The sequence below is a fragment of the Pseudomonas sp. GW821-FHT01D09 genome, from assembly GCF_059422465.1.
On the sequence record NZ_JBWKWY010000012.1, the window covers coordinates 21,029 to 38,741 of the forward strand.

Here is a 17,713-nt window from a genome sequence, read left to right on the forward strand (position 1 = left end):
TTAACTGGATTATTAAGATAAGGGTTATCGGTTATATCGATATGCGATTTACTCTCCGTCAACTGCAAGTCTTCGTCGCCGTCGCCCAGCAGGAAAGTGTGTCACGCGCTGCTGGCCTTCTGGCCTTATCTCAATCCGCCGCCAGCACCTCGATCACCGAGCTGGAGCGCCAATCCAGCTGCCAATTGTTCGACCGCGCCGGTAAACGCCTGAGCCTCAACGCCCTCGGTCATCAGTTGCTGCCCCAGGCGGTGGCGCTGCTGGACCAGGCCAAGGAAATCGAAGACCTGCTCAACGGCAAGTCCGGCTTCGGTTCCCTGGCAGTCGGCGCGACCCTGACCATCGGCAATTACCTGGCCACGCTGCTGATCGGCAGTTTCATGCAGCAGCATCCCGAGAGCCAGGTGAAGCTGCATGTACAGAACACTGCGCATATCGTGCATCAGGTTGCGCATTACGAAATTGATCTGGGTCTAATCGAAGGTGACTGCAGCCACCCGGATATCGAAGTACAAACCTGGGTCGAGGATGAATTGGTGGTGTTCTGCGCGCCGCAGCACCCCCTGGCCCAGCGCGGCCAGGCGACCATGGAGCAGTTGACCCATGAGGCCTGGATCTTGCGGGAACAGGGCTCGGGAACGCGCCTGACCTTTGACCAGGCCATGCGCCATCATCGCAGCGCGTTGAACATCCGCCTGGAACTGGAGCACACCGAGGCCATCAAGCGCGCTGTGGAGTCGGGGTTGGGGATTGGTTGTATTTCGCGCCTGGCGCTGCGGGATGCGTTCCGGCGCGGTAGCCTGGTGCCAGTAGAGACCCCGGACCTGGACCTGGCCCGGCAGTTCTACTTTATCTGGCATAAACAGAAGTACCAGACCTCGGCCATGCGCGAGTTCCTCGAACTGTGCCGCGCCTTTACCGCCGGGGTGCAGCGCAGCGACGAGATCGTGTTGCCGAATATCGCCTAGATCAGGATCACGGCCCACACCGCGGTAATCATGGTCAATGCCACGAATTGCGCGGCGCTGCCCATGTCCTTGGCGTTTTTCGACAAGGGGTGGCGGTCCAGGGAAATCCGGTCGATCGCCGCTTCCACGGCCGAGTTGAGCAACTCGACAATCAACGCCAGCAGGCAGACAGCAATCAGCAGTGCGCGCTCTACGCGGCTGACGTTGAGGAAGAAGCTCAATGGAATCAGGATCACGTTGAGCAACACCAACTGGCGAAAAGCCGCCTCGCCGGTGAAAGCCGCCCGCAGGCCATCGAGGGAATAGCCCCCTGCGTTGAAGATACGTTTGATACCGGTTTGACCCTTGAACGGCGACATAGGTAGGCAACTGAGTAAAAAAGATGGGAGGAAGCTAGAACACGCCAAGTCAAAAAAGCGTGAATCGAGCCGACCTATGGGTGGGAAATTGACTCAAGTTGTTGCAAGAGCAGCGCCGCCTGGGTACGGGTGCGCACGCCCAGCTTACGGAAAATCGCGGTAACGTGGGCCTTGATGGTCGCCTCGGACACACTCAACTCATAGGCGATCTGCTTGTTCAGCAAGCCTTCGCAGACCATGGTCAACACGCGAAACTGCTGGGGCGTCAGGCTGGCAAGCCCTGCCTGGGCAGCCTTGGCTTCGGCGGACACGTTGATCTCTTCAAATGCCTGGGGCGGCCATGAGACATCACCGTCCAACACCGTCCGCACCGCCGCTTGAATCTGCTCCATGGAGCTGGACTTGGGGATAAAGCCACTGGCCCCGAACTCGCGGGAGCGCACCACCACGTCTGCTTCTTCCTGGGCCGACACCATCACCACCGGGATCTGCGGATATTGCCCGCGCAACAGCACCAGGCCGGAAAACCCATAGGCGCCGGGCATATTCAGGTCCAGCAGCACCAGGTCCCAATCGGTCTTGTCCGTCAGGCGGGTTTCCAGTTCAGCGATGCTGCCCACTTCCACCAGGCGTACATCCGGGCCCAGGCCCAGTGTGACCGCCTGGTGCAGTGCGCTGCGGAACAGCGGGTGGTCATCGGCAATCAGGATTTCGTATGTGGCCATTGGTTAAATGATCCTGTTTTTTATGGGAGCGCCGATGGGTTCGGTGCTCACCAACGTACAAGGTGCCAGCCAGCGGCTGTCACGAACAGTTACGCTTGATGGCATTTTAGCCGGCTCAGGCGTTGCAGTGCCATCATGCAAAGGGCATCTGGCCTCGAACGCCTACAGATAAGGTGCAAGGCGCATATGGACGCTGTCCGTCGGGTCCAGCGCCAACTGGAACTTGGCCGCCAGGTAATGGGTACTGAACACATCCAGGTAGGCATCCAGCACTTCGCTGGCCTGCTGGTCCTCGGCCAGCTCCAGGCACAAGGCGGCCACTTCGGCGGTGCAGAAGTGATCATCGCGCTTGGAGCGGCGCAATTTGTAGCGCGAGAGCTGCTCCGGCTCCAGGCTCAGTACCGGCAGGTGTTCCAGGTAAGGACTCTTGCGGAACATCTTGCGTGCCTCGCTCCAGGTGCCGTCCAGCAGGACAAACAACGGGCGCTTGCCATCCGCCACCTTGACCTCGTTGACCACCCGCTGCGGCGCCACAAACTCGCCAGGGAAGACGATATAGGGCTGCCATTGCGGGTCGGCCAGCAGCGCCAGCAGCTCAGGCTCGACGGCCGTGCGCGCCCAGGGGAAGGCACTGGTGTCGTCGATGACATCGGCTATCAGCCAACCGGTATTGCTCGGTTTCATCGGCTCCACGTCATGCATCAACAGGCACATGGCCGACCTGGCCGCAACTTTTGGGCGCCAGGCACATAGGCAGTATTCGGGGATGACCCGGCACCTGGGGCAACGTTCGGCACGCGAGCCCCGCGCAACAAAGGGGCTGACGGCACGGGCCAGGCGCTGGGTACGCAGGCGGAACACCGCGTGGCTCATAGCGGGTGCCGCTGTGAAGCGATGAAAATCGACACGGACAAAACTCGGGGGCAGGCAAAAGTGCCGGCAGTTTACCAGAGCCGCCCAGCCAATACGCCTGGCCGTCGCGACTACAGGTCACCTATAATCCCGCGCCACTGAACGCACAGCGCAGTGACAGGTCTATGGACCAGTAACCGAATCAGGAGAGTTTCATGCTGCGTCTTATGTTGCGTCTTGCCGCCCCGACCATCGCCCTGGCGCTGGTATTGCCCCTGGGTGCCCAGGCAGCCTCCCTGGTGGAGCTGCAAATGAACAAGAAGCTGCAAAGCGTCGCGGCGGAAAGCAACAAGGACCTGCCCAGGGAGATTGATGAAAAAACCCTGGAAGTGGCCTACACCGTCGAAGGCATGCAGCTGATTGACCACCTGAGCGTGATGCCCGACCGTGCCGAGCAAATGCGCGCCAACCCCAAAGCCGTGTATTTCCAGCTGGGACAAAGCGTTTGCCTGAACAAAGGCTATCGCGAGTTGATGGCCAAGGGTGCCGTGATGCGCTACGAAATCACCGAAAACAAGACCAACCGCCCAGTGGCGTCGGTCAAGTTTGTCGAGGCTGATTGTCCGGCCCCGGCCAAGAAGAAAAAGTAAGGCCCCTCTCCACGCGCCGTTCGTCAACGGCGCGACTGCCCCCTTCTGCAAAACCTTCATCAACGCCTATTAAGTTATTGCCAGACAAGACTTTAGGGGCTCATGATCGAGCGATCCGGTAACATTTACAGGGCAAAAAAGGTTGCCCTCACGTGACTTGCAGTGCAAAGGTTTTTAATCACAAGGAACAGACAGAGCCTGTTTCGTCGCCGTCAGCAGCCTGCAATAAGACGCCGGGGCTCTGTAACGAAGGAGAAGCTGAATGCCTGATCAACCGAACGACCTGCCGGTCCGTCCCGACCTCACACAGCAGGTCGAAGCGCAACTCAACCTGATTGCCCCCAGCAGCCCGAATATTGCGCTGTATCGCGACATGATCCTCACCGTGCTGCGCATGGCCCAGGACGACCGCGACCGCTGGAACGCCAAGATCACCTTGAAGGCGATAAATGAGCTGGACCATGCGTTTCGCGTGCTCGAACAGTTCAAGGGCCGGCGCAAGGTCACCGTCTTCGGCTCGGCCCGCACCCCAGTCGAAAGCCCTCTGTATGCCTTGGCCCGGGAAGTGGGCGCGGCCCTGGCCCGCTCAGACCTGATGGTCATCACCGGCGGCGGTGGCGGTATCATGGCCGCCGCCCACGAAGGCGCCGGCCTGGCACACAGCCTGGGGTTCAATATCACCCTGCCTTTTGAACAGCATGCCAACCCGACCATTGATGGCACGGACAACCTGCTGTCGTTCCACTTCTTCTTTACCCGCAAACTGTTTTTCGTCAAGGAAGCCGATGGGCTGGTGCTGTGCCCAGGCGGCTTCGGCACCCTGGATGAAGCACTGGAAGTCTTGACCCTGATCCAGACCGGCAAGAGCCCGCTGGTGCCAGTGGTGCTGCTGGACGAGCCCGGTGGTGGTTTCTGGCAAGGGGCCCTGGACTTTATCCGCAACCAGCTGGAGGCCAACCGCTACATCTTGCCCACCGACCTCAAGCTCGTGCGCCTGGTACACAGTGCCGAAGAGGCGGTGCATGAAATCAACCAGTTCTATGCCAACTTCCACTCCACCCGCTGGCTGAAGCGCCAGTTTGTGGTACGCATGAACCACCCGCTCAGCGAGCATGCCTTGGCACATATGCAGACGGCGTTCGCTGACCTGCGGCTGAGTGAGGACTTCCAGCAACTGGCCTATGGGGGTGAAGAGCACGATGAAGCACGCTTCAGCCACCTGACGCGACTGGTGTTCAACTTCACCGGGCGCAACCAGGGGCGGCTGCGGGAGCTGGTGGACTACATCAACCTGCCGGAGAACTGGGCCCAAGCCCAGGGTAAAGCACAGCAACGGGTGGCGCCGGAACTGGCGTGATGCCGTAAAACGCAAAAAAGGCCCGCTATTTTCATAGCGGGCCTTTTGTTTTGGGGCTGTTTTTTGTGGAAGTTGTCGAGCCCAGCGGGGCCACGATCGTAGCCTCACAGCGAATACTGTATTGCCAGACCCGCCGCCATCGCAGCCTCGCTGGGGCTCGACAGCCCCCACTTTTGATCGTCATTGGCCTAAGAATCAGTCATCCAATTCTCGACCGCTCAACAAGCGGCTGATCATCTCCATTGAAAACCCGCGATAGCTCAAAAAGCGCCCTTGCTTGGCACGCTCACGGGCATCAATCGGCAGATGGCCGGCAAACTTGCGGCGCCAGGTGTCTTCCAGTTGCGTTTGCCAACTGATACCACACTCACGCAACGCCAGTTCAATATCGGCGCGCTGCAAGCCCCGCTGACTCAATTCCTCACGAATCCGCGCAGGGCCGTAGCCCGAGCGTGCCCGGTAGGAAACAAAACTTTCGAGATAACGGGCTTCGCAAAGTAGCCCCTCTTCCATCAGGCGGTCGAGGGCTGTTTCGATCATTTCGGGAGGGGCGCCACGCTGACGCAGTTTACGCGTCAGCTCGACACGACCATGCTCGCGTCGTGCGAGCAGGTCCATTGCCGTACGCCGTACGGCAACCAGAGTATCGAGTACAACTGTCATCGTTGGACTCAGATATCGGCGTCGGCTTCTGCCAGGTCATCAACAGGTTCACGGTTGGCCGCAGCCTTGACGTCTGGCGCCGGGGTCAGCAGCTTGTCGCGGATCTGCTTCTCAAGGGTCGCCGCGATATCCGGGTTGTCCTGCAGGAACTTGGCCGAATTGGCCTTGCCCTGACCGATCTTGCTGCCGTTGTAGGCATACCAGGCACCGGACTTCTCGACAAAACCGTGCAGCACGCCCAGGTCGATCATCTCGCCATTCAGGTAGATACCCTTGCCGTAGAGAATCTGGAACTCGGCTTGACGGAATGGCGGGGCCACTTTGTTCTTCACAACCTTGACGCGGGTTTCGCTACCGACAACCTCGTCACCTTCCTTCACCGCGCCAGTACGACGGATGTCCAGACGGACCGAAGCGTAGAATTTCAGCGCATTACCACCGGTGGTGGTTTCCGGGCTGCCGAACATCACGCCGATCTTCATGCGGATCTGGTTGATGAAGATCACCAGGCAGTTGGCGTTCTTGATGTTACCGGTGATTTTACGCAGGGCCTGGGACATCAGGCGGGCTTGCAGGCCGACGTGCATGTCGCCCATTTCGCCTTCGATTTCAGCCTTTGGTACCAGGGCTGCCACGGAGTCGACCACGATCACGTCGATGGCGTTGGAGCGCACCAGCATGTCGGTGATTTCCAGCGCCTGCTCGCCGGTGTCCGGCTGCGAAACCAGCAGGTCGTCGACATTGACGCCCAGCTTGCCAGCATATTCAGGATCCAGAGCGTGCTCGGCATCGACGAACGCACAGGTGGCGCCCATTTTTTGTGCCTGGGCAATCACCGACAGGGTCAGGGTGGTTTTACCAGAAGACTCCGGACCGTAGATTTCAACGATACGGCCTTTTGGCAGGCCGCCAATGCCGAGCGCGATGTCCAGACCCAGAGAGCCCGTGGAAATAGCCGGGATCGCCTGACGGTCGTGATCGCCCATACGCATTACGGCACCCTTGCCGAATTGACGTTCGATCTGACCCAGGGCCGCAGCCAAGGCTTTCTTCTTGTTGTCGTCCATTAAAGTCCTCACGTAATCAATAAGGCCTGACGGCCAACACCTGTATAAGTAGACAGTATTGTTCCATAAAGATCGGGGATCGCCTACCCCTGATTTTCTATTTCTGCTGCAGCTCGTCGTAATAGCCCCTCTAGCGCGGCCTTTACCGTTTGTCGGCGGACCTCGTCGCGGTTGCCGGGGAAATGCTGGCGCTCGGCCGTAATGTCATCACCCACGCCCCAGGCCAGCCATACGGTGCCCACCGGTTTGTCCGGCGAGCCGCCATCGGGGCCTGCCACGCCGCTGACCGCCACGGCAAACCGCGCCAGGCTTTGTTCCTGGGCGCCCCGGGCCATGGCCTCGACCACTTCACGGCTCACCGCGCCGACTTTGGGGAACAAGTCTTGCGGCACATTGAGCTGGCGGGTCTTCTGCCGATTGGAATAGGTCACATACCCGGCCTCGAACCAGGCCGAACTCCCGGGAATCCGTGTAATGGCTTCGGCGATGCCGCCACCGGTGCAGGATTCGGCGGTAGTGACGTGGGCATTGAGCGCCTGCAAGCGTCGGCCAAGTTCGGCGGCGAGCTGGGTAATTTCCTTCACGATCGTCTCCAGGAAAGTGCGGGGGTTTGCCTACCCTACAGGAGCCCATCGGCCACGCAAGTGACAGAGGGCTTCAACAGATTACCGGGTGATGGCCCGAACATAGGCCTGGCAGGCCCGCAACGCGATCAATCCATGATCGCCGGCATCGGTGATGCCGATAATTCGTTGAGCATGCGCCGGGTCAAGTCGGCCTCGCGGGGCTCCATGAACCACGCTGCCGGTGGCGGCGGATGGCATCGCGTGGCCATTGGCGGGGTCGGCGGTGTCGAGAAGGACTGACAAGCGCACATCAGCAGTGGCCAGCCGGTCGCGCAGAGAAACCTGGTAACGCTGTGCATCGCTCAACTCCCGTGTATGTTGTTGATCGCTGGCGTGAAGCTGTTGCTCCAACGCCCGGCGCCTGTCCTGTTCGGCCCGGTATTGGCCCAGTGCTGCCTGGCTTTGCCGGTTGAGCAGTGCTGAATGCCGTGCGGCCTGGCGTTCAAAGGCCAGGCCATGACGCCAGGCCTGGACCTGCCAGCTGGCTGCCGCCGAGATAGCCATCAGCAGGGCAACCGCCAACAGGCGCCCGCTCAACGGCATAACACCGCCCTCGCCTTTTCCCACAACTGTTGGCGGTGCTCCAGCCCGTTGAGGCCACCATTGATACGGCGGGTGATGGTGGTGAATTGGTCCTGGTCCGCCAACTCATTCAAGCCATTGCTGTGCCAGAACCAGGCGGCGGATTCGGCCGCCCATTGCGGCTGCTCCAGCAGTTCGGGGAAATGCAGCAGGCGCTCATCGCCAAACAGCGCCCGGCTACAGGCCAGGTAATTGCGCCGCCCGGTAATCTGGATCAGGCCACGGCCACGATACTTCTGGCCGTCACCGTCGGCTGCGGGGGTGTTGCCCAGGCGTGCGGCCAGGGTGCCGGTGTCGTATTTGCCCAGGTAGCGCTCACCGCCCAGTTCACGCACGTAACGCAGTTCACCAGACTCGTGACCGACCTGGGCGATAAAGGCCGCCATGCGTTTGGGGGTGGTGATATTGCGGTGGAGCATGGCGGCGTTCAGCGCCGAAATAAAAACGCCCGCTTGGGCGCGGGCGTTGGGCAGGATCTGTTGCAATTGCGTAAGTGTCATCATCCTTGATCTCCAACCGTCTAAGACGCCAATCCACTGGCTATGATCGAGCTGCGATACCCGGTCGTCGTGTCGCCTGCGTGGGTCACCTTGTCAATCGACCAGCGCCCCTGCATATAACCCGGCCAGGTTTCATCCAGCAACAACAGGCCTTCGGCAGACAGCAACGGGTTACCAGGGCAGTCGATGGCGATGCTCAGCCCTTCCCGCCCCACCCGGCGCAACTCGCCCTCGGCCACCGAGCGCGCTTCGGTTTCACTCTGGCAGCGCTGGCGCAAGGTCTTGAACGGCGCAATCCCCACCTCGACCACGCGCTGGCGAGAGGCCGCGGCATCCCACCAACTGACTCGGCAGCCCTGGTATTTGGCCCGTGCGCTGTCATCAACCCGGGCGCTGATAAATGCCTGCTCGCCGGGACGGTTGTCATGGGTCACCGACAACCGCACATCCGGCAGTTGCTGGCCCGAGAGCGATTTGACCTGGCCGCTTTGCGCCAGCACATACAGCTCGTTGACCGGCTTGGTCACCGCGTTGTAGCGCCCGGCCAGGCGGGTGATAAAGCCCATGTCGGTCTCGTTGGACTGGTCGATATGCTCAATCGCAATCCCATCCAGTGCCGGCGCCACCCGGGGGGAAAACCCATGCCGCGTGGCCAGTTGACGAAACAGCGCGCCAAGGGTCGTAGGGCCATGGCTGGCGGAGCGGCGCTGGCGGTAGCCGCTCTGGTCGGCCACGCTGAACGGTGCCGCCGTGGCCACAAGCGCCAGGCGCATGGGGAACAGGTACGGCGTACGCTGGGTAATCACAAACTCGCCTTTTTCCACCAGCCCCGACTCGCGATAACCCACGCGCAAGCCGATCTTCGCGCCCAGGCTCGGCAGGCCTTCCAGGCCCTCGATATTGATGGTCAGTTCCAGGCGGTCAGACTCGATCCCCGCCGCATCGGTGTGTTTCCACTGCATCAGCCGTGGGTTGATCAGGGCCGCGTTGGCGCCATAGATCTCCACGACCGGGGTAAATCCCATTGCCATGCTGCCTCCTTAATCCCAGGCCGAAACCGGCGTTGCAACACCCGGTTGCGCGTCCATCTCGGGCACGATCACCCCTACGCCCGCCGGCAACACCGGGCCATGTTCGGCAAGCCCGGGGTTCAAGCGCCACAGGGTTTCTTCGGCCGCATCATCGCAACGCCCCAGCTCGCGGTAGAGCAGCAGGTTGACCGAATCGCCGGCAATACTTCGTACTCTACGCATTGACGAATTCCTCCAGCACCAGCGACCACTTGATCACCATGGCGGTGCCGTCATCGATCACATTGGCCTGGTTTTCCGTGACTGCCGTAATGCGCCACAGGCCCCAGTTGCGGCCGATACCATCGACCAGCGGCAGCGGCGCCCGGGCATCCTGCAGGGCGCGCAATTGGTCCAGGCGCTGCATGCCAACGGCCGCCGTGGCGGTACCGGCGAAGGTCAGTTTTTCCAGCTTCTGGCCGTTCTGCCGCGACTGGGGCTTGCTGGCCATAATCTCCAGGTCGCCCCAGCCGCCATCACTGCTGCGCTGGAGCGTGGAATAGGCGAACCCTCGGGACAGCCCGAAAATAAAGGCGCCCAGTACCATCTGCTGTCGCATTAATCACCTCCGTCGGTCAGTGCCGCGTTGCGCCGAACCGCCAAAGAGTCGGTGAGCATCGGCACGCATTGGTTTTGCAGGGTTTGCAGGACCCGGTCGACCACCTGCTGGGCGTCTGCGGGGTTGACGCCGGTGATCTGGATGCTCGGGGCCAGGGTGACCTGGACGTTGTCCGAGCGGGCACTGTTGAGGTCTTTGCTCAGGGCCTCGGGCGCTGGCAGGCGATTGCTGGAAGGGAAGAGTTTTTCACCCAACCAGGTGCCCGCCTCGCCACCCAACAGGCCGCCGATAACGCCACCGACGGCAGTGCCAACGCCTGGCAAAACCAGGGTGCCGAGGGCCGCGCCGGCAGTGGCGCCGGCCCACGCACCGCCGGCAGTGCCGAGGCTACTGCCGACCGCTTGCAGGTCGCCGTTGCGCACACCCTGGACGAGGTTGATGGCGGTGTCGGCGTAGCGCAGCGGCGCAAGGGATCGAGTACCGACGGACTCCAGCCTGCTCATCGTTGAAACCAGGCTGGAGGGGATAGCCTTGGGCAAAGCGGGCGCTGGAGTGCTGAGCAACACTGGCCCACGAACGGGTGAAACAAGCGCCTCGGATGAACGTTCACCCAGGCGCGGAGCGGGCCGATCAGCTTGAAGCGGCGCGCCCTGAAAACCCATTTTGGGCCCGTCAAACGCCTGGCCGGCACGCCCCAAAACACCCTGCAGCGTTGCCATGGATCCGACAAGGCGGCTACCGCTGCGGGTGGTTTTTTTCGACGACGACCGCTTCGTGGGTCTCTGGCGCAGCGTTTTTTTCGGCAGAAAACGCGCACGCCCCTGCAAGGTTTCGGTGGCCCCTGGGCAGCAGCAGTCCTTGCTATCGTCGCGGAACAGTTTGCCCACGCCGGGCAATTTGCCAAGCGTCACATCGACAGCCTTGCCAGTTAACCGGCCCCTGGCCGTATCAAGATACCCCTCCCCCAACCACTTGGCCCCCTTGATGTACCAGGGATCCGCTGCCGGTTCCTTGTCTTTGGCGGCCTCTTGAGCCACAGGCGCGGGGCTTGCAGCGACGCTACCGAGCGGGGAGCCACCGGCGATAAACAGGGTGCTGTTGAGGGTTTCCAGACTCTCGCGCAACCGCACCTGTTCCTCGGTCAACGCATGGATGTGCAGGCTGGCGTTGGCCAGTGCCAGGCCCAGTTCGGACGGTGGCGCTGTCGCCACATCCACACTGGATGGGTCAACCAGGCGTTCATCCTGCGCGTCTAGCAGGCCCGACAGTTGCGAGGCGCCGCTTTCGGCGAGCCCGGGAAAGCTCATCCAGCGTTTGTCTTCGTCCGCGAGCTTGAGCGTATATCGAGCGTCTTGCATCTCGCTCTCCTCCTATTTGACGCCAAGGCGAGTGATCGCGATGTCGTAGCGGCGCAATGCTTTGGCGGCATTCCATTCGAGAATTTCCGCTTCGTTTACCGAATAAACCAGCGGTACAACGTCGAGGATTACTTCGATGTCGCGCTGCGAAAGAAGTCCGCCGGTTTGTTTAAAAAATCGTCGATACGCTCCTGCAATTCCGTCCAGTCGGGCACGGTCAGGCCATCCAGGTCGGGGATCATCAGGCCGGTGCAGTGCGAGGTGATGAACTCGGCGCGCTCTTTGTTGGTGGCGAGTTTTTTCATCACTTTGGTGGCGCGCAGGGCGGGCATTTCCAGGGTGACGCTGGTCAACACGCGGCCGGCCACTTCCAGCGGCAGCAGCAGTTGCACCTGCTCGCTGGGCTCAGTGGAGTCGCCCAGGAAGAACGAGGCCGGGCGCGTCGACATGTCGTGTACGTGTTGGGCAATGCTCACGTAGTCCGGGCGCTTGAGTTGGTCGAGTTCCTTTTCCGAAAGGCCGGTGGCCAGTTTGGCCAGCTCGAAGAACTGGTCGTCCTCGTCGTCGCCCGCACGGGCCAGGGCCTGTTTTTGCGCGGCGTAGAACAAGGGTTTGAGTTGGATCTGCTCAATGCTCGCACCGCTGTCGGCGGTGATCGGCGCCAGCAGAATGTGCAGGGGTGGCTTCCAGGCCATGGGCGAAATTCCTTGAGTAAAAATGTTGAAAGCACTACGGACCCGCCGTGGACACGGTCAATGTGGGAGCTGGCTTGCCTGCGATCGCGCAGTGTCAGCAGCCTCATTTGTCACTGCTAGACCGCTATCGCAGGCAAGCCAGCTCCCACACTGACCGTGCCTATTTCCGATCCGTGGAAAGGCTTACGGCATCAGCACCGCGCGCCGGGCATCGCCGAGGATGTCGACGCCGTTGAGCACGAACTTCTGAGTGCGCACGTCGATGTCGATCACCGGCACGCCGTTGTCCAGGCGATGGTAGGTGCGGCAGGACAGTTCCAGGGTGGTGATGGCCTTGTCGCCCATCTTCAGCTTGGCTTCCTCCAGGGATTTAAGCTTGCCGCCGACGGTGTGGTAGGTGAAGTAGGTCTTGCCGTCCTGGTCCTGGCCCGCTTCGCGCACGTTGAGCAGGATGTCTTCGCCCAGGCGCACGCCCAGGGCCAGCATGATTTCGGGACCTGCGCCTTGCAGCACCAGCTTGGCGCTGAGCACCTTGGCGCTCTTGGCCATTTCCTCGGCGATAAAGCGCCCGCCGGACATGGCTTCCATGTCGAACTCGATCTTCGGCGGGGTGAACTCCTCGACGGTCGCCGACAGCGGCAGGCCCTGGAGGGTGGCCGCAATGGCCTGTCTGACTCGGTTGGTAAACATTAGAGAACGTCCTCCAGGAACTGCTCGATGATTTCATCGCGGGCATTGAGTTGATAAACCATGTGTTCGTTCGGCGCGTAGCGGCCGTAGTCGATCACGATGAACCAGGTGCCGTTCTTGTACTTCTCGACACTGTTGAGTTCCGGGTGCAGGTACACACTGCCGCCCGGGATGGTTTCGTCGGCCACCAGGGTTTGCAGCCAGTCGTTGATGCGCTTGACCTCCTGGTCCATGAACGACTTGGTCAGGTTGTGCGCCATGGCTTTCTGCCCGGCCTTGACCAGCTTGCGGCTGATGGCATCTTCCAGGCCGACATAGCTGATGAATTTGCCGGTGACAGAGCGGTTACCCAGCAGCGAGAAGCCGCCGAGGATGGTGCGCGCGTAGTAGCTCACGCCGTAGCGGTTGAGCAGGTCGCCTTCGGTGGAGGTGTCGAGGATGTTGTACTCGACCACGCGGGACACGTCTTCGGCAAAGGTCACCTGGTTGCCCGGGCTTTCCCATTGCTTGACCTTGGCCAATGCGGCGATGGCCAGGGACGACGGCGCAAGGAACACGTTTTTCTTCGCGGCCTTGGAGTACACCGACGGCATGTTGTACACCAGCAGGCAGCGGTCGAAACCCAGCTCGGCGCCACCCAGCTCGCCGCTGTAGGTCACTTGGTCGGCGACGCTGGCGTCTTTGCCGTCCAGCACCACACGGGCCTTGATGCGCTTGCCGAACGCGGCAAACTCACCGGCCACCGCCTTGGTCCCGGTAAAGCCCGGGGCACCAATGATCGTCAGGTCTTCGGGGACGCTGCCAAGCGCTGCGAGACCCAGCTTGCGACCGGTCACCGGCTCATTGCCGCCGATCACGTTATTGAGGGTATCGGCCGGGGTGGCGCCTTCTTCGACGATCACTACATAGACCGGCACCTTGACCACTTTGAGGATCTGGTACACCGCATGAAACAACGTACCCGACTCGGCGCCGGTCGGGTCCAGCAGCGCCTGGGCGGTGAAGCTGTTGATGCGAAACGGGGCGTTTTTCGGGATCGACAAGTGCGCATTGGGCGCGGTGCCGACCAGGCCGATCACGTTGTCACCCAGGCCACCCATGGCCTCGGGGGATTCGCTGGCATTGACGGTGATGCCGTTATGCTCGAAGTTCAAAACCTCAGCCATGATTATTCAGCCTTCTTGGTAACGGCCTTCTTGGCCGGTGGGGTGTCTTGGGCGGCAGCCAGCACGCTGGTCAGTTCCAGGCGGCCGGCGGTACGCAGGGCGGTTGCTTCGACGTCCAGCAGGTCCAACTCCTCGCCGACGGCGGACCAGTGGCCGGCTCCGGTGGGGAATGGGATGAGGACGGTGTAGGTTTGGCGGTTGACCATGGGGAGAATTCTCCGGGTGCAAAAAGCGCAAAGCCCCTGCGGGAGGGGCTTTGGGCGGGCGAAAAAAAACCGCTGTCGCGGTGGGGTGAGTTACTTCAGGAAGGCCGGTTTTTCAGGCCAGATCACGGTGTCCGGGTCGGCGCCCTGGTCGGGGATATCACGCAGTGCCTTGCGGTAGGCGACGAATACCGGGCGGTCTTTATCGGCCATGGGGTAATCGGGCATTGCTGCGTAATCGCTGGCGGCCAGATCGGCGTCGCGGGATGCTCGGATTTCCGCCCACTTAATCAGAGGATGCAGTTCAGCAAGTGCAAAAATAGGTTTCATTAACGTTCTCCTTAATCCAATGCCAACATGCATGACCAATCAGCAGGATGAGTGACTACACCTGTGCACGCACCGGCAAGCATGACTTCCACCACCCCATTTGCTGTAACACACATTGGGTGGATCACCCAGTAATGACCAAACATACGAGTCGGTTGCATGACCACTGAACACCAGCGCCACTTGCCCTTCTCGGCCCCTGTACTCCACGCACCACCGATCTCCCCGTCAACTAGCCGAACAAAAGCACCTATAGTCACGGTCGAGTTCATAAGTAACGGGCGACCACCACTTAACTTTCCGTCATCGACAGACTTTGGATAAGCGAGCCAGGCACTTACGGCATTATCCGTCCATTTCATTTGCCAGACGTGAATACCATTTCTCCAATATTCAGACGCCCTAATATCAAAGTCAGGAAACTGCTCCCGAACATCAGCTTGAACTTGTCGCATAAAATCAACATCTGCCGAGGGTCGGCCAGTTTTTTGAGAAGTATTGGTAACCGTCCGCAGCTTCGTTGTAGTTACCTGCTGATGGATATCCCACCCCTCAATCAGATTGCCTGTGGCATCCGGCGCCATACTAAAATTTTGCGTAATCGCCAGCCTGGGCAAACGCTGATCCAAACTCGCAAGCTGTTCGCGGTAGGTTCGTTGTGCCGCTTCAAGCGCTCGATCAATCTCACCGATCTTGCCCGTTACAACACCCGTCAGATTATTTGCCGCGCTGACAACCGCGGCCAATTGCTGTTCAGTACTCAATGTTTAAACTCCTTGTAGTGCATTGATCTTGTGTTAAGCCTTCGCTTCAAGCGCCATCAATCGAAATAAAACTCCGACTCCCCGCGCCATGTTGTCGATGCTGGCCGTCGAGAGCGACGCCAACTCATCCACCATCAGGATGTTGAGGTTTTCCGAGCCCACGATCACGGTGATGCTATCGACCGGCAACGGCGAAATATCCAACGTAAACTTCTGCAGCACCCGCGCAGCCGCCGCCTTATACGTCAGCAACTGCCCCGCCACCGAGTACACCGCCAACAACGTGCCACTGGCGAGATAAAACCCAAACTCGCCAATCTCGTACTCGCCATCGCCATCAAACAGCGCGGCCATGCGCAGTTGGTGCTGGCCCAGGTCTTCGTAATCCACAATTGCCACGCGCTGGCGCTCATCGCGCAGGGCGGTTTCGTTGCCGGTGGGGTGGTAGCGGCCGGTGCCGGCGGCGATGTGGGTGATTTCGCCTTTCAAGCCTTGGTTCTTTGCCTGCAGCACTTCATCCAAACCCTTGGAGGTGAAGCGCACCAGGCGCGTAATGTCATCGGTCATGGCTGCGCCCTGAGGTCGTAGTCGTTAATGGTGTAGTGCTGGGCCACGCCCGCACTGTTAAGCCTTGAACTCAACGCGAGTTCCGGCAAGGCGCCCCACAGCGACAGCTCACCGTCGTTCAGCGCCCGGTGGGCGGCGCCGGTCATCGGCAACCCACCGAACACTTCGTGCACCAGGGTGATGGTGGCCAGGTCGCGCTCGCTCTTGGCCGCGTTGATGCGGCGGATCAGGCGGTTGTGGTCGCCACTGGACCAACTGCGACCGATGATCGCCTGCACGTCAAAGGTGTAGGGCTGGGCCGGCGGACGCTGTTGGTACCAGGCCAGGATATTGGGGGTGAACCCCAGGGACTCGACCGCGTGGCTCAAGGCCTTGGGCGTCCCGGCCTGGCGCTGGATCTGCCAGGACAGCGCCACCGTCAGGCGTTTTTCGGTTTCGCCGGCAGAGGCATCCCATTCGCTGACGCCACGGTCGGCGGCCAGGTAAGGCAGGAATGGCGCTGGCGTTTGCAGCGGGTTCATCAGCGCCGGGAATGGCGGGACGACCCGTTCGAGCAGGCGGCCAAAGCCCAGGTCCAGCGCCTTCTCCAGCGGTGAGCTGTTGGCGGGCAACAAGCTGGGTGATTGTTCATTCATAAGCTGCGCACCTGTACCTCGACACCCGTGCAATACGGCGCCTGGAACGCCGTGGTGATAATCGGCGCCAGCGGTTCGAGAATCTCCAGTTGCGCGGCCCCGGCGGTGTGGATGGTGTAGTCGATCCAGCTCGGGTCCACGCGCCCTTCCAGGCAGTGACAGGACTCAGCATAGGTCTGCAGCAACTGCTGGGCCGCCACTTGCGTCAGCCCCGAGTCGGGGCCGGCGTTGATCTTGGCCACTACGCGGATCTTGTACGGCACGATCTGCGCGCCCTGCACCGTCACCCAATCGGTTTCCGGGCGGACATCGGGCCGGGCGAAATGGCGCCGCACCCCGTCAAGCAAATTTGCCGACGGTGTGCCATTGCCGGCACGGGACAGCACGGTGACCATCACCTCTCCTGGCGCGGTGCGCCGGGCGTTGCCATCCTTGACCTGGGCGGCATAACCATCCGGGTCGAAGGTGTAGCTGACCGTGACCACGCCCGCAGCGGTACTGTGGACTTTGACCGCCGGCCGCTCGCCGAGGGTAAACACCTCGCGCCGATACTGCATGCGTGAACCGGCGGCCGGCGCGTGGGGTGCCAGGTAGTAACGCAGCCGGGCATCATCATCGCTTTCGAGGGTCGGCGGCACCGGCGGGAACGCCGCCGGGTCGCCGGGGTCGAGCACCTGGCGCTCCAGGCCCATATCGGCCAGGCGCGCGTCCAGGTTGCTGCCGGTGGCCCACCACGCCAGCATCTGCTGGATCCGCGCGTTGTACTTGCGCTCATGGGTTTGCAGGCGCACACAAAACGCCTCCAGGGCCAGGGTCAGCAACTCGCTTTCGTTGTCCAGGCTGACCTTGAGCTTGGCCGCACTTTGCGGGGCGCGGGCGGCCACATAGTCGACGACAAACGCCTTGAACTGCGCCAGCAGCGGCTCGAATTCGTCGACGGCAATCAGGTCGGGCGGTGCCAATTGGTTCTGCCCGGGGATCAACATACTCATGTCACCACCTCGAAGGATTGCTTGCGGTTTTTCCAGGTGCCGGCAAACCGCAGCAACAGGCCTGCGCCCTGGCGATTGGCGACGATGACTTGCGGCACAAAATCGCCGATGCCGTTCTGCGGGTTGTAAAAAGCCTGGGCGGCGTGGCTTTGGGCGAGGATCAGCAGATCGTCGCCCAGGTTCTGCCCCAGCAGTTGCGGGATCAGCGAACCGTACAGCGGGCGTTTCTGCCGTGTGCCCAACGGCGTGGTCAGGGCCCGGGTGGCGCGCTGGACAAATTGCGGCCAGTCGTCCACCACGGCCCCGGTGTTTCTCTCAATTCCGATCATGGCAAA

At 61.1% G+C, this 17,713-nt stretch carries 25 protein-coding genes; 3 read left to right on the forward strand and 22 right to left on the reverse strand.

The window, feature by feature from the left end:
- The first annotated feature begins 41 nt into the window (after positions 1-41).
- Positions 42-968, forward strand: a complete 927-nt coding sequence (locus AC07W7_RS13305; RefSeq protein WP_029295328.1) for a LysR family transcriptional regulator — start codon at positions 42-44, stop codon at positions 966-968.
- Here AC07W7_RS13305 and AC07W7_RS13310 read toward each other — a convergent pair.
- The 3 genes from AC07W7_RS13310 to AC07W7_RS13320 form a co-directional block, all read right to left on the reverse strand.
- Complete coding sequence (locus AC07W7_RS13310) at positions 965-1,327, reverse strand: diacylglycerol kinase (RefSeq protein WP_038442940.1); 363 nt, start codon at positions 1,325-1,327, stop codon at positions 965-967. The genes AC07W7_RS13305 and AC07W7_RS13310 overlap by 4 nt on opposite strands.
- Before the next feature lie 74 nt (positions 1,328-1,401).
- Positions 1,402-2,052: a response regulator transcription factor ErdR gene (gene erdR / locus AC07W7_RS13315; RefSeq protein WP_076961819.1), complete on the reverse strand. Its 651-nt coding sequence runs from the start codon at positions 2,050-2,052 to the stop codon at positions 1,402-1,404.
- Positions 2,053-2,214: 162 nt separating this feature from the next.
- Positions 2,215-2,925 (reverse strand): tRNA-uridine aminocarboxypropyltransferase, encoded by a 711-nt coding sequence (locus tag AC07W7_RS13320; protein WP_076961818.1) that lies wholly within the window; start codon positions 2,923-2,925, stop codon positions 2,215-2,217.
- 194 nt (positions 2,926-3,119) lie between these two features.
- Here AC07W7_RS13320 and AC07W7_RS13325 point away from each other — a divergent pair, with 194 nt between their 5' ends.
- Together AC07W7_RS13325 and AC07W7_RS13330 are read left to right on the forward strand one after the other, a co-directional pair.
- Positions 3,120-3,554, forward strand: a complete 435-nt coding sequence (locus AC07W7_RS13325) for a PA3611 family quorum-sensing-regulated virulence factor (protein ID WP_076961817.1) — start codon at positions 3,120-3,122, stop codon at positions 3,552-3,554.
- A 262-nt stretch (positions 3,555-3,816) separates the two neighbouring features.
- Positions 3,817-4,911 carry an LOG family protein gene (locus AC07W7_RS13330; protein WP_099167796.1) on the forward strand — a complete coding sequence of 365 codons (1,095 nt, stop codon included), beginning with the start codon at positions 3,817-3,819 and terminating at the stop codon, positions 4,909-4,911.
- A 195-nt stretch (positions 4,912-5,106) separates the two neighbouring features.
- Here the strand turns inward: AC07W7_RS13330 and recX are convergent, their stop codons facing one another.
- The 19 genes from recX to AC07W7_RS13425 all read right to left on the reverse strand — a co-directional run bounded on the left by recX (position 5,107) and on the right by AC07W7_RS13425 (position 17,707).
- Positions 5,107-5,574: a recombination regulator RecX gene (gene recX / locus AC07W7_RS13335; RefSeq protein WP_076961815.1), complete on the reverse strand. Its 468-nt coding sequence runs from the start codon at positions 5,572-5,574 to the stop codon at positions 5,107-5,109.
- Positions 5,575-5,582: 8 nt separating this feature from the next.
- Positions 5,583-6,641, reverse strand: coding sequence for a recombinase RecA (recA, locus tag AC07W7_RS13340; protein WP_076961814.1), 1,059 nt, complete (start codon positions 6,639-6,641; stop codon positions 5,583-5,585).
- An 83-nt stretch (positions 6,642-6,724) separates the two neighbouring features.
- On the reverse strand, positions 6,725-7,225 hold the full coding sequence (locus AC07W7_RS13345) for a CinA family protein (protein ID WP_099167794.1): 501 nt from the start codon (positions 7,223-7,225) through the stop codon (positions 6,725-6,727).
- 81 nt (positions 7,226-7,306) lie between these two features.
- Positions 7,307-7,810: a lysis system i-spanin subunit Rz gene (locus AC07W7_RS13350; RefSeq protein WP_495039465.1), complete on the reverse strand. Its 504-nt coding sequence runs from the start codon at positions 7,808-7,810 to the stop codon at positions 7,307-7,309.
- The gene (locus AC07W7_RS13355; protein WP_099167850.1) at positions 7,801-8,349 is read right to left on the reverse strand and encodes a glycoside hydrolase family 19 protein; all 549 of its coding nucleotides are present in this window, start codon (positions 8,347-8,349) and stop codon (positions 7,801-7,803) included. Before AC07W7_RS13355 ends, AC07W7_RS13350 begins: the two co-directional genes overlap by 10 nt.
- Before the next feature lie 20 nt (positions 8,350-8,369).
- Positions 8,370-9,380 (reverse strand): contractile injection system protein, VgrG/Pvc8 family, encoded by a 1,011-nt coding sequence (locus AC07W7_RS13360; protein WP_169864454.1) that lies wholly within the window; start codon positions 9,378-9,380, stop codon positions 8,370-8,372.
- Between the two features lie 9 nt (positions 9,381-9,389).
- Positions 9,390-9,602 (reverse strand): tail protein X, encoded by a 213-nt coding sequence (locus AC07W7_RS13365; RefSeq protein WP_076961810.1) that lies wholly within the window; start codon positions 9,600-9,602, stop codon positions 9,390-9,392.
- Positions 9,595-9,978: a phage tail protein gene (locus tag AC07W7_RS13370; protein WP_076961809.1), complete on the reverse strand. Its 384-nt coding sequence runs from the start codon at positions 9,976-9,978 to the stop codon at positions 9,595-9,597. Before AC07W7_RS13370 ends, AC07W7_RS13365 begins: the two co-directional genes overlap by 8 nt.
- Positions 9,978-11,336 (reverse strand): glycine zipper domain-containing protein, encoded by a 1,359-nt coding sequence (locus tag AC07W7_RS13375; protein WP_495039466.1) that lies wholly within the window; start codon positions 11,334-11,336, stop codon positions 9,978-9,980. Before AC07W7_RS13375 ends, AC07W7_RS13370 begins: the two co-directional genes overlap by 1 nt.
- 128 nt (positions 11,337-11,464) lie before the next feature.
- Positions 11,465-12,031, reverse strand: coding sequence for a phage tail assembly protein (locus AC07W7_RS13380; protein ID WP_495039467.1), 567 nt, complete (start codon positions 12,029-12,031; stop codon positions 11,465-11,467).
- 183 nt (positions 12,032-12,214) lie between these two features.
- On the reverse strand, positions 12,215-12,721 hold the full coding sequence (locus tag AC07W7_RS13385; RefSeq protein ID WP_076961807.1) for a phage major tail tube protein: 507 nt from the start codon (positions 12,719-12,721) through the stop codon (positions 12,215-12,217).
- On the reverse strand, positions 12,721-13,887 hold the full coding sequence (locus tag AC07W7_RS13390; RefSeq protein WP_495039468.1) for a phage tail sheath protein: 1,167 nt from the start codon (positions 13,885-13,887) through the stop codon (positions 12,721-12,723). The genes AC07W7_RS13385 and AC07W7_RS13390 overlap by 1 nt, the downstream gene beginning before the upstream one ends.
- A gap of 2 nt (positions 13,888-13,889) precedes the next feature.
- The gene (locus AC07W7_RS13395) at positions 13,890-14,093 is read right to left on the reverse strand and encodes a hypothetical protein (RefSeq protein WP_169900163.1); all 204 of its coding nucleotides are present in this window, start codon (positions 14,091-14,093) and stop codon (positions 13,890-13,892) included.
- A gap of 90 nt (positions 14,094-14,183) precedes the next feature.
- Positions 14,184-14,420 carry a tail fiber assembly protein gene (locus AC07W7_RS13400; protein WP_076961804.1) on the reverse strand — a complete coding sequence of 79 codons (237 nt, stop codon included), beginning with the start codon at positions 14,418-14,420 and terminating at the stop codon, positions 14,184-14,186.
- 11 nt (positions 14,421-14,431) lie between these two features.
- Positions 14,432-15,184, reverse strand: a complete 753-nt coding sequence (locus AC07W7_RS13405) for a hypothetical protein (protein WP_495039469.1) — start codon at positions 15,182-15,184, stop codon at positions 14,432-14,434.
- Positions 15,185-15,217: 33 nt separating this feature from the next.
- Positions 15,218-15,751, reverse strand: coding sequence for a phage tail-collar fiber domain-containing protein (locus AC07W7_RS13410; RefSeq protein ID WP_495039470.1), 534 nt, complete (start codon positions 15,749-15,751; stop codon positions 15,218-15,220).
- Positions 15,748-16,386 (reverse strand): phage tail protein I, encoded by a 639-nt coding sequence (locus AC07W7_RS13415; protein WP_495039471.1) that lies wholly within the window; start codon positions 16,384-16,386, stop codon positions 15,748-15,750. The genes AC07W7_RS13410 and AC07W7_RS13415 overlap by 4 nt, the downstream gene beginning before the upstream one ends.
- Entirely contained in the window at positions 16,383-17,378 is a 996-nt protein-coding gene (locus AC07W7_RS13420; RefSeq protein WP_495039472.1) for a baseplate J/gp47 family protein, read from the reverse strand. The genes AC07W7_RS13415 and AC07W7_RS13420 overlap by 4 nt, the downstream gene beginning before the upstream one ends.
- A complete protein-coding gene (locus tag AC07W7_RS13425) occupies positions 17,375-17,707 on the reverse strand; it encodes a phage baseplate protein (RefSeq protein ID WP_029295280.1) in 333 nt (110 codons plus the stop codon). Before AC07W7_RS13425 ends, AC07W7_RS13420 begins: the two co-directional genes overlap by 4 nt.
- Positions 17,708-17,713 lie beyond the last annotated feature (6 nt).